This is a genomic window from Acidaminococcus timonensis, from assembly GCF_900106585.1.
Taxonomy (GTDB): Bacteria; Bacillota; Negativicutes; order Acidaminococcales; family Acidaminococcaceae; genus Acidaminococcus; species Acidaminococcus timonensis.
Genome location: NZ_FNWH01000006.1, coordinates 830397 through 842108 on the forward strand (window position 1 = coordinate 830397; position 11712 = coordinate 842108).

The 11712-nt window shown below is 59.2% G+C and carries 7 protein-coding genes; all 7 read right to left on the reverse strand.

The window, feature by feature from the left end; all coding sequences use genetic code 11:
* Nucleotide 1 precedes the first annotated feature (1 nt).
* Nucleotides 2-1813, reverse strand: a complete 1812-nt coding sequence (gene hflX / locus BQ5462_RS07785; protein WP_071142780.1) for a GTPase HflX — start codon at nucleotides 1811-1813, stop codon at nucleotides 2-4.
* A gap of 18 nt (nucleotides 1814-1831) precedes the next feature.
* Complete coding sequence (locus BQ5462_RS07790) at nucleotides 1832-3451, reverse strand: DEAD/DEAH box helicase (protein ID WP_071142781.1); 1620 nt, start codon at nucleotides 3449-3451, stop codon at nucleotides 1832-1834.
* A gap of 14 nt (nucleotides 3452-3465) precedes the next feature.
* Nucleotides 3466-4710, reverse strand: a complete 1245-nt coding sequence (locus tag BQ5462_RS07795; protein WP_071142782.1) for a competence/damage-inducible protein A — start codon at nucleotides 4708-4710, stop codon at nucleotides 3466-3468.
* 7 nt (nucleotides 4711-4717) lie between these two features.
* Nucleotides 4718-6046: a 30S ribosomal protein S12 methylthiotransferase RimO gene (gene rimO, locus BQ5462_RS07800; RefSeq protein WP_071142783.1), complete on the reverse strand. Its 1329-nt coding sequence runs from the start codon at nucleotides 6044-6046 to the stop codon at nucleotides 4718-4720.
* An 88-nt stretch (nucleotides 6047-6134) separates the two neighbouring features.
* Entirely contained in the window at nucleotides 6135-7592 is a 1458-nt protein-coding gene (locus BQ5462_RS07805) for a helix-turn-helix domain-containing protein (protein ID WP_071142784.1), read from the reverse strand.
* Nucleotides 7593-7620: 28 nt separating this feature from the next.
* Nucleotides 7621-9954 (reverse strand): FtsK/SpoIIIE family DNA translocase, encoded by a 2334-nt coding sequence (locus BQ5462_RS07810; protein ID WP_071142785.1) that lies wholly within the window; start codon nucleotides 9952-9954, stop codon nucleotides 7621-7623.
* A gap of 35 nt (nucleotides 9955-9989) precedes the next feature.
* Entirely contained in the window at nucleotides 9990-11633 is a 1644-nt protein-coding gene (locus BQ5462_RS07815; RefSeq protein WP_071143350.1) for a ribonuclease J, read from the reverse strand.
* Between the last annotated feature and the right edge of the window lie 79 nt (nucleotides 11634-11712).

Here is an 11712-nt window from a genome sequence, read left to right on the forward strand (position 1 = left end):
TTTATTTTCGATAGGCCGCCAGTTTGTCGGCCATTGTTTTTTTCATTCTGGCTTTCACCAGGATCCCCTGGTCGCCGTATTCCTCGCTGAGGACCCTGGCATCGCTGTGGAGCCGGGCCGCCAGCCTGGTTTCCGCGTAGGGGATGCACAGGGTGACTTCCGTCATGTCCTGGCCCAGCATCCCAGCCATGGTCTGGAGCAGCCGGGGGATGCCGTCGCCGGTCTTCGCAGAGACGCAGACCGTATGTTCCTCCTGTTCCAGCCGGTGCTGCAGTCCCTGGAACTGGTGCAGCTTGTCCACCTTGTTATAGACGGTCAGGATGGGTTTGTCGGTGACCTCCAGTTCCTGGAGCACCTGGTACACCGCTTCGGCCTGTTCCCTGTACAGTTCGTGGGAGCAGTCGATTACATGGACCAGCAGGTCCGCATCCTTCACCACTTCCAGGGTGGATCGGAACGCCGCCACCAGCTGATGGGGCAGCCGCTGGATGAACCCTACCGTATCCGTCAGGGTACACACATCGCCGTCAGGCAGTTCCAGCTGGCGGGTGGTGGGGTCCAGGGTGGCAAACAGCTGGTCCTGGGCGTAGATGTCCGAATGGGTCAGCTGGTTCAGCAGGGTACTCTTGCCTGCATTGGTATAGCCCACCAGGCACACTTGCTTCACTTCACTCTTGTTCCGGGCCCGCTGCTGCTGTTTCCGGCTTCCCTTCATCTTCCGGATCTGTTCTTCCAGGAAGGCGATCCGGTCCCGGATCCGGCGCCGGTCCACTTCCAGTTTGGTTTCACCGGGCCCCCGGGTCCCGATACCGCCGCCCAGCCGGGAAAGACTGGTCCCCTGTCCCATGATCCGGGGCAGCATGTACTGCAGCTGGGCCAGTTCCACCTGGAGCTTGCCTTCGCTGGTCCGGGCCCGTTTGGCGAAGATGTCCAGGATCAGGCCGGTACGGTCGATGATCCGCACCCCCAGGGCCCGTTCCAGGTTCCGCTGCTGGGCCGGGGACAGTTCGTCATCGAAGATGCACAGATCGATGTCTTCCTGCTGGGCGAACAGGGCCATTTCCTGGACCTTGCCCTTGCCGATGAAGAACACCGGATCCGGCTTGGGCCGGCTCTGGACAAATTTCCCGACTACCAGGGCTCCGGCAGTCTCGGCCAGCTGGGCCAGCTCTTCCACTGAATCCTCAGCGCTCCAGCGAGCATTCAGGTCCCCCCAGGCCAGGGAAACCAGCATGGCCCGCTCCGGCCCTTCCTCCAGATTATGGTTCCGGGACCGTTTGGCCAGGAGCTTCTCGATCAGATGAACGATGTTGCCAAAGGGCATGGACGCTACGTCCTTGGCCGTATAGGGTCCGAATTCCTGGAGCACCGGCTGCTGATTGTCGTCCAGATCCGTGATTATGGCAAAGCCCAGGACCGGTTCGCTGCCCGGCGTTTCCCAGGCCAGGGCCGCCATGGCATCGAAGCGAAGATCCCGCAGAGCGGAAAAATCCACGCCGCTGAGCCGGGGTGCCCCGTGGGGATGGGTATGGATGCAGGCTACCCCGCACAGCCGGTTCTGGCTGCGCCGGGACTCCACCTGGGGCAGATCCACATGGCAGTCGCTGCCCACGGCCACAGCCGTCACCTTGCCCTTCCGGTCGATGTACAGGGAGATTTCCCGGTTGATTTCCTCCGAAAGGTCGCGCAAAACAAGGGCCAACTCATGACTGATCAGTTGGCCCTCGTCGGCTCTCAGCTCATAGATCGCTTCCAATTGGGTGAGGACCTGTTTCTTCAGGCCCTCCGTCCTTCCGTAGATCGTTTGAGGCATAAGAGAACTCCTTGTCGATTATACCCGTGCTTTCGCAGGTTCCATATTCACCCGGCAGCCCCGGATGGTGTTCCGGTGCATGACCACCAGGACTTTTTCTGCATATTCCATGGGAACTTCCACAAAGCTGAATTTGTCATAGATGCTGATCCGGCCAATGCTCCGGGCCGGGATTTCCGCTTCGATGGCAATGCTCTGGACAATATCCCGCACCGTCACCCGAGAAGAACGGCCGATGTTCAGGAACAGCCGGACCATGCCCGGTTTGGCACCGGTATTGGCCAGGGCATCGGGCAGAGCGCCCTCCTCCTGGGGTTCCTCCAGGGCCTTGGCCCCTTCCTGCATGAACTTCAGGGCTGCGGCTGCAATATCCTGAATGTCATAATCCTTTTCCAGGGTTTCCACAATGGGCAGGTAATCCTGGAACCGGTCCTGCTCCAGGATGGTCTGCATCTTGGAGACGATCTGTTCCCGCTGCCGTTCCAGCACGCTGGCATCGGTGGGCAGGGTGCCCCGGATGATCCGGGTCTTGATGCTCCGTTCGATCAGCTTCAGCTGGCGGAATTCCCGGGGGGTGATGAAGGTCAGGGCCACACCGGTATTGCCGGCACGGCCCGTACGGCCGATCCGGTGCACGTAGCTTTCACTGTCACTGGGCACGTCGAAGTTCACCACATGGGTGATGTTGTCGATGTCCAGCCCTCTGGCTGCCACATCCGTGGCCACCAGGATATCCACCTGGCCGTTGCGGAACTTCTTCATGACCCGGTCCCGCTGGTTCTGGCTCAGATCCCCGTGCAGGCCTTCGGCTTCGTATCCCCGGGTGGCCAGGGCGATGACCAGTTCATCCACACCTTTCTTGGTGCGGCAGAAGATGATCATCTTGCAGTCGTCGGTGGTGTCCAGGATCCGGCACAGACCGTCCAATTTATCCCGGGTCTCATAGTAGTACTGGTCGATGGTGGGGGCCGTCACCACTTCCTTGTGGATGGCCACCATCTTGGGGGTGCGCATGTACTTTTTGCTGATGCTCAGGATGGGCCGGGGCATGGTGGCGGAAAACAGCATGGTCTGCCGTTCGGGCGGTACGTTCTTGATGATGTTCTCCATATCATCCACGAAGCCCATATCCAGCATTTCATCGGCTTCATCCAGCACCAGGAAATTCACATATTCCAGGTCGATGGTCCCCCGACGGATATGGTCCAGCAGACGGCCGGGGGTCCCGATGACCACCTGGATGCCCCGTTTCAGGCTGCGGATCTGGCGTTCGATGGGCTGGCCACCGTACACCGGCAGGACCCGGACCCGTTTGTTCTTGCCGATCTTGGTGATTTCATCGGCCACCTGGATGCACAGTTCCCGGGTGGGGCTCATGACCAGCGCCTGGATGTGGCGGTCCTTCTCGTTGATTTTCTGGATGATGGGGATCCCGAAGGCGGCGGTCTTACCGGTACCGGTCTGGGCCTGGCCGATCAGGTCGTCCCCTTCCAGGGCCAGAGGGATGGCTCGCTTCTGGATGGGAGAGGGTTCTTCGAAGCCCATTTCCTTCAGTGCGCTCAGGATTTTCTTATCCAGCTGCAGGTCTTCAAAAGAAGTGATTTCCTGCTTATTTTCTTCTTGCAGAGTTTCAGTCATTGATTTCTCCTTATTTATAACTTCTTGACCCGGTCCATGGCCAGGCTCAGGGCATTCATGGCCGCCCGGAGCTTGATGGTGGTCCGGGAAGCCTTGAACCGGCATTCCAGCACCTGGGTACCGTTCCTGTCAGCAGCCCCTACATACACCAGGCCCACAGGCTGGGTGGGCGTACCACCGCCGGGACCGGCGATGCCTGTAATGCTGATGCCCAGGTCCGTGCCGATCCGCTTCCGGATCCCTTCGGCCATTTCCCGGCAGGTCTGTTCGCTGACGGCCGTGTATTTGTCCAGGGTCTCCTGCTTTACGCCCAGGAGACGGTGTTTGACATCATTGGTATAGGAAACCACCGAACCCATCAGATACTCCGAACTGCCCGGGATGTCCGTCACCAGGCTGGAAGCCAGGCCGCCGGTACAGGATTCGGCGAAGGCGATGGTCAGTTTCTTCTCCTTCAGCCGTTTTCCCAGGGCTTCAGGCAGGGTTTCATAATCCACCCCATAGATATAGTGGCCCAGCACCTCCCGGATTTTTTCCTCGATGCCATGGTTCATAGCTTCCGCTTTTTCCAGGGTATCGCTCTTGGCGGTGATTCGGATGATGATTTCACCCTTCCGGGCATAGAGGGCAATGGTGGGATTGGTCTGGGCCATGATGATCCTGTCCAGTTTTTCCGCCACCATGGATTCTGTCAGGCCCCGCAGATGGAGCACCCGGGAATGGATGATGCCCTGGGCCGCATAGCTTTTCCGCAGGTAGGGCATCACCTGCTGGCTGAACACGTGGGTGGTCTCTGCCGGAGGTCCGGGCAGCATGACGATCAGCTTGTGGTCCGGAGTCCAGACCCCGATGCCCGGCGCTGTCCCCACTTCGTTGTTGAACACCACGGCCCCTTCCGGGATCATGGCCTGCTTCCTGTTGTTCTCGGTCATGGTCACCCTGCGGGCGGCGAAGTACCGGGTCAGCTTATCCATCCAGAATGTACTGGGCACCAGAGGCAGTCCCAGCTTCCTGGCCACCATTTCCTTGGTGATATCCCCCCGGGTGGGCCCCAGGCCTCCGGTGGTGATGATGATATCCGCCCGTTTCAGGGCAATGTCCAGCACTTCCAGCAGCCGGTCCCCATTGTCCCCGATGGTGGTCTGGTACAGCACATTGAAACCGGCGTCATTGAGCATCCGGGAAAGATACTGGAAATTGGTGTTGACAATATCTCCCAGCAGCAGCTCCGTTCCGGTATTGATGACTTCCACGTTCACGGGAAATTCACTCCTTTACGATCTGTCCCACCGCTTCATAGGTGAAACCCTGGCTGATCCGGACCTTTACAAAGTCCCCTGCCTTCAGGGCTCCTGCCTGTTCCACAAAAATCTTGCCGTCGATGTCCGGAGCTTCCGCATAGCTGCGTCCTTCCGCCAGTTCCGGGTCTTCCTGGTCCTTGCCCTCGATCAGCACCTCCAGCACACGGCCTTCCCGCTCCTGCTGGATTTCCTCGGAAATCTGGGCCTGCTGGGCCATAAGCCGGTGGTACCGGTCCTGCTTGGTCTCTTCCGGGATCTGGTTGGGCATCTCTCCGGCTTCTGTGCCTTCTTCCTGGCTGTAGGTGAACACACCGGCACACTGGAACCGTTCTTTTTCCACAAAGTCCAGCAGTTCCTGGAACTGTTCCTCCGTCTCTCCGGGGAAGCCCACGATGAAGGTGGTCCGCAGGCAGATGTCCGGCATCCGTCTGCGCAGTTTGGCCAGCAGTTCCTCCACCTGTTCCCGGGTATCCCGGCGGTGCATGGTCTTCAGCAGGCTGTTGCTGGCATGCTGAAGGGGCAGATCCACATAATGGCATACCTTTTTGCAGGTGGCCATGGTCTCGATCAGTTCATCGGTGAAAGAATCCGGATAGCAGTACAGGATGCGGATCCACTTCAGCTCGGGGATCCGGTCCAGGTCCTTCAGCAGGTCGGCCAGACGCAGCCTGTGGTACAGGTCGATGCCGTACTGGGTGGTATCCTGGGCCACCAGGATCAGTTCCCGCACGCCCTGGCTCACCAGCTCCCGGGCTTCCTCCAGCACTTCCTCATAGGGACGGCTGCGGTAGGGGCCCCGGATTTTGGGAATGGCGCAGTAGGAACACCGGTTGTTGCACCCTTCGGCGATTTTCAGATAGGCCGTATACCGGGGGGTGGTCAGCACCCGTTTGGTCTTCTGGGTATATGTATGGGGCGGTTTCAGCAGGGTGAACCGTTCGCCGGCTTCCACCCGGTCGATGACGCTGCCGATCTGGTCATAGCATTCGGTACCGATGATGGCATCCACTTCCGGCAGGTCCCTGAACAGATCATCGGCATACCGCTGTCCCAGGCATCCGGTGACGATCAGTTTCCGATGGGCATCGTCCTTCTTGTATTCGGCCATCTGCAGGATCGTGTTGATGGATTCTGTCTTGGCACTTTCGATGAAGCCGCAGGTGTTCACGATGATCACATCCGCATGGGTGGGATCGTTGGTGATGGTCCAGTGGCGCTCTCTGATGAGCCCCATCATCACTTCCGAGTCCACCAGGTTCTTGGGACACCCCAGGCTGACTACTCCGATTTCCAAATTGTTACTCCTTCCATTTGCGGACGTCCCTTATGGGCCGTCCCTGCGGGTTACGACGAGCGGGCGCACCTAAGGGGCGCCCCCTGCCTCACTTTGCCTTGAAGGTACGGGTCACTACGCCCCATTCCTTCGAACCATAGGGCACTTCCTTGCCGTTGACGCTGATGGTCACGTCACGGATGCTGCCCACGTTTACAGATACGCTTTTGCTGCCTTTGTAGGTCCGGGTGGAACCCTTGGGGATGGTGGCAGCTTCCACCTGTTTGCCATCAATGGTGGTCTGGGTCCACACCGGTTTCTTATAAGTTACCACAACGGTGACTCCATTGCCCTTGCCCAGGGTCTTGTCATCGCCTTTGGCTTCTTCCTGCTGGGCCTTGGTTGCTTCGGCCTCTTTCTTGTTCTCCGGCGTTTTTTCCGAAGAATGATCGGACTTCACCCCGTCGGTGATGGATTCCGTGGCCTTCAGATCCGGGGTGGTCTTGCCGCCGAACACAAAGTAGGCCATGACCACCGTGAAGATGGCCAGGCACACCACGAACACACCGGTGAACACCTTGAAGCTGAAGGCCGGAGCTTTGCTGCCGGTATCCACCGAAGTGGCGCCATACTCCTCGCCCTCTTCGTCCTCGGGCACGGTCTCGTACAGGTTGTCGTCGATGAATTGATGGATACGATCCAGGAAGCCCCCCATCTTGGCTTTGCTGTCCGTCAGTGCTTCCTCCACATGTTCCTTGTTCAGGGCTTTTTCCATCTTCTTCAGGGTCTGTTTGGGCGAACCATGTTTCTTTCCCTGTACCGGAGCTGCAGCCACAGCTGCCGTTTCGGGTTTTCCGTCCGGGCCCTTTTTCGTGGCCTCTGCCGGTTTCGGGGCCGGGGAAGCCGCCTTCTGTTTTTCCGGAGCCGCTTTGGGAGCCCCGGTTCTGGCCGTTTCTGCCGGTTTCTCCTCCGGTGTGCTCGCCGGCTCCGGCCGGACAGAAGGCTTCACCGGTTTCATGATCCGGGTCTCTTCCATGGCCTGTTTCTCCGGAGGATCCACCGGCCTTGCCGGCTGCGGTTTCTCTTTGTGGGATGGATGGCCATACCCCACCGGTTCCATTTCCTTCAGGGCTGCCACCTTATCGAAGGGCTCCGCTTCCGGTCCGGCCGGTTCGGCAGCCCGCTTCGCAGGCTCTGCCCCTTGGGGTTCCGGTTCCGTGGTGCTTCTGGGTTCCATGGTATCCAGCGCCTTCCGCAGGATGACGGTATCCGTACTTACAGGAGGTTTCGGAGCCGGTGCGGCCTGGTCCACCTCCTTCAGGATCTTGCCCGGTTCGCTCCCGGTGCGGTAGGCCTCCACCAGGCCATTGCCGTCCAGGCCCAGATAGTTCCCATAATTCCGCAGGAAACCGCGGATGAACACATCACCGGGGATCTTGTGGAAGTCCCCGTTTTCCAGGTCTTCCAGATAGGGTTCCCGGATTCCGGTATGTTCGGCAACCTGCTCCAGGGTCAGCTTCTTTTCCTCCCGGTGCTGCCGTAAATAGGTTCCAATTTTGTTTTTCATGGTTCGTCCTCTTTCTTAGCAGGATAGGTCATAGAGATTCATCCGGGTCTTCTTTCAGCCCTTTGGTGAAGAACTTCTGCCTGATGGTGGTGGGGCTCATGAGGAGAGGCCTGGGCTTGCTCCCGTCAGCCGGTCCCACAATGCCCTTTTCTTCCATGGCATCCACCAGCCGGGCCGCCCGGGTGTACCCGATGCGGAACTTGCGCTGGAGCATGGAGGAGGACGCCTGGTGGGCATCCATGACGGCTTCCACCGCATCCTGGAACAGCTCGTCCTGTTCGTCCTCTGCGCCATCCTTCTTGCTGTCCTTTTCCCCATTCAGCTCCTGGGTGGTCACTTCCTGGTGATAGGTGGTGGGGATGGCTTCCGCCTTGATGAAGTCCACCACCCGGTTCAGTTCATCATCCGCAATGTAGGCACCCTGGACACGGATGGGCTTGTTTTCGCCAGTGGGGAAGAAGAGCATGTCCCCTTTCCCCAGCAGCTTTTCGGCCCCGCTGGTGTCCAGGATGGTCCGGCTGTCGATCTGGCTGGATACGGCAAAGGCGATCCGGCTGGGGATGTTGGCCTTGATGGTCCCGGTCAGCACGTCCACACTGGGCCGCTGGGTGGCCAGGATCAGATGGATGCCGGCCGCACGGGCCTTCTGGGCCAGACGCAGGATGGCATCTTCCACATCCACCGCTGCCACCATCATCAGATCGGACAATTCGTCGATGATGACCACAATGAACGGCAGCTTCTCTCCCGGCTGCACCAGCTTGTTGTAATCGTCGATCTTCCGCACCTGGGTCTTGGCGAACAGGCTGTACCGCCGTTCCATTTCCACCACAGCCCAGTGCAGGGCACTGGCCGCCTGCTTGGGTCCTGTAACCACAGGGGTCAGCAGATGGGGGATGCCGTTGTAATTGGTCAGTTCCACCACCTTGGGGTCTACCAGGATCAGCTTCACCTCGTCGGGAGCTGCCTTGTACAGCAGACTGCAGATGATGGTGTTGATGCAGACACTCTTGCCGCTGCCGGTGCTGCCGGCAATCAGCAGGTGGGGCATCTTGGTCAGGTCGGCCACCACCACATGGCCGGAAATATCCTTGCCCAGGCCAATGGCCAGCTTGCCTTTGGCATTCTTCACTTCCGGGCAGTCCACAATGGACCGGAAGGAAACGGGCTGGCTGGTCCTGGAAGGCACTTCGATGCCGATGGCCGCCTTGCCCGGGATGGGCTCGATCCGCACGCTGGAAACCGCCAGTTTCAGGGCAATGTCCTCCGCCAGGTTCTGGATCTTGTTCACCTTGACCCCAGGAGCCGGCTCCAGTTCATACCGGGTCACCGAAGGTCCCCGGGTCACGTTCACCAGCGTGGCATTCACGCCGAAATCGTGGAGGGTCTGCTCGATGGTGCCGCCCTGCTCCTGGATTTCCGCCTGGTAGTTCCGGGGGTTCACCGAAGCATCCGGATTCAGCAGGTCCAGGGATGGGAATTCATAGGGAATCACTTCCCCGGTCTCCGCATTTTCCAGACGGGTGGTCTGGACCGGCTGGGACTCATCTGCTGCCGCCACAGGCCGGGCCGTATCCTGGCCGTTGGTAATGGTGAACTTCCGGGGCGGTTCCGCCGTATCCACCTGGTCTTTCTGGAACTTCAGCAGCGGCGCATTCCCGGCTCTGCTCACCTTTTCCTTCAGCCGTTCGGCCAGGGTGGGTTTCTTTTCCCCGGTCCCGGCTTTGGATTTCGGGTAGTTTCCATCGTCCTTTTCCTGGTCATAGAAGGCATTATGGCTGCGCTTCCGCTGGTCCTGGTATTCCTCCCACTTCTGGGCCACGTTCTCGGCCCCTTCCTTCACCCCGTCGCTGGCCGTCCGCAGAGGGGAGCGCAGGGAGAATTTGCCGGAAAGCACCATGGAAGCCAGGGCCCAGGCGATCAGCACGATCATGGCCCCGATGCGGCCCACCACCTTCGTTAAAACAAACACGATGGCGCCTCCCAGGAGGCCACCACCGTTCATCAGGTATTCAGGGATCAGTTCCCGGCCCTCCGGCACCTTATGCATGTGCCACAGGCTCAGGACAGAAACAAGGAACAGCAGCAGAGTAAAGAACTTCCTGGAAAACCGCAGATGTTCGTGGTTCAGGATATACCCCAGCCCCAGAACCAGCACATACAGAGGGAAGAGGAAAGCCCCGATTCCCAGTGCGAATCTCAGCACTCTTTCCAGGAACGCCCCGGCACTCCCCATGGGGAGCCCGGCCAGGGCACAGAGCATCACCATGGCGAAAGCCGCCAGCAGGATGCCCAGTACTTCCCGGTTGAAGGTGAATTCGATTTTTTTGTTGTTTCTGCGAGTTCGTTCTTTTTTCTCCACGCTGTTCCCTTCCTGAAGATTTTATTTTATGGCAATCAGATCTCCATGATCAGCGGAAGGATCATGGGACGCCGTCTGGTCTTGTCGAACAGATACCGGCCCAGGCTGTCCCGGACGGCACTCTTCAGAGCGGACCATTCGGTGATGTTGTTCTCGTGGCATTTGTCCAGCGTGCTCAGCACCCGGTCCCGGGCCCCTTCCATCAGTTCCTCAGATTCACGCACATACACGAAGCCTCTGGATACGATATCCGGGCCGGCAGCGATCCGGTAGGTGCTGTGGTCGATGGTCACCACCACGATCAGGATCCCGTCCTGGGACAGCTGACGGCGGTCACGCAGCACTACATTGCCCACGTCGCCCACGCCCAGGCCGTCGATCAGCACCCGGCCGGCCGTCACTTTTCCGGTGATCCCGATAGAATCCCGGGTCAGGTCCACCACGGAGCCGTTTTCGGCAATGACGATGTTTTCCTTGGGCATGCCCAGCTGCATGGCCAGTTTCTTATGCTTCACCAGGTGACGGTATTCGCCGTGGACCGGCATGAAGAACTTGGGATGGATCAGACGGTGCATCAGTTTGATCTCTTCCTGGCTGGCGTGGCCGGAAACGTGGATGCCCTGTTCACGGCCGTATACCACTTCCGCACCCTGTTTGTACAGATTGTCGATGGTCCGGGCCACACCCTTCTCGTTGCCGGGAATGGGGGTGGCGGAGATGATCACCGTATCCCCGGGCATGATGGACACCTTCCGGTGGTCGTTGTTGCTCATCCGGGTCAGGGCACTCATGGGTTCGCCCTGGCTGCCGGTGGTGATGATGGCAATCTGCCGGGGTGCATAGTTGCGGCATTCATCGATGTCGATCAGCACACCCTGGGGCACCTTCAGGTATCCCATTTCAATGGAGATGTTCACCACGTTCACCATGCTGCGGCCGATGACAGCCACCTTCCGGCGGGTCATGACGGCTGCGTCGATCACCTGCTGGATCCGGTGCACGTTGGAGGAGAACGTTGCCACGATCACCCGGTTCCTGGCGGCGCGGAACTGTTCGTCCAGGGTCTTGCCCACGCTCTTTTCGCTGGGGGTATACCCGGTCCGTTCGATGTTGGTGGAATCGCTCATGAGCAGCAGTACGCCCTTGCGGCCCACTTCTGCCAGCTTGGCATAGTCCGCCACCTGGCCGTCCACCGGGGTCTGGTCAAACTTGTAGTCGCCGGTGTGCACGATGACGCCCACCGGGGTATGGATGGCCAGGGCAACCGCATCGGGAATGCTGTGGTTGACCCGGATGAATTCCACCCGGAAAGCGCCGGCCCGTACAGTGGCGCCCGGTTTCACCATTTTGCACTTGCTGTCAGAGACACCGTTTTCTTTCAGCCGGCCGCTCAGGATGCCCAGGGTCAGAGGCGTGCCGTATACCGGTACGTCGAAATCCTTCATCACATAAGGCAGGGCGCCGATATGGTCTTCATGGCCGTGGGTCAGGAAAATGGCCTTGAATTTGTCCTTGTTTTCCTGCAGGAAGGTGGTATCCGGAATCACCAGATCCACACCCAGCATATCATCATCAGGGAATGCCAGGCCGGCATCCACCAGGATCATATCGTTGCCGTACACGAAAGCGGTCATGTTCTTGCCGATTTCGCCCAGACCGCCCAGGGGGATGATGGACAGTTTCTTCTGTTCCCGCCTGTTTTCTCTCTTCTGTTCCCGTTTCTGTTCTCTCTTCTGCCCTTTACTGGTATTGTTGTTC

Coding starts and splice junctions, on each gene's coding strand:
- hflX (WP_071142780.1), bottom strand. CDS start 1,813: ATGCCTCAAACGATCTACGGAAGGACGGAGGGCCTGAAGAAACAGGTC.
- BQ5462_RS07790 (WP_071142781.1), bottom strand. CDS start 3,451: ATGACTGAAACTCTGCAAGAAGAAAATAAGCAGGAAATCACTTCTTTT.
- BQ5462_RS07805 (WP_071142784.1), bottom strand. CDS start 7,592: ATGAAAAACAAAATTGGAACCTATTTACGGCAGCACCGGGAGGAAAAG.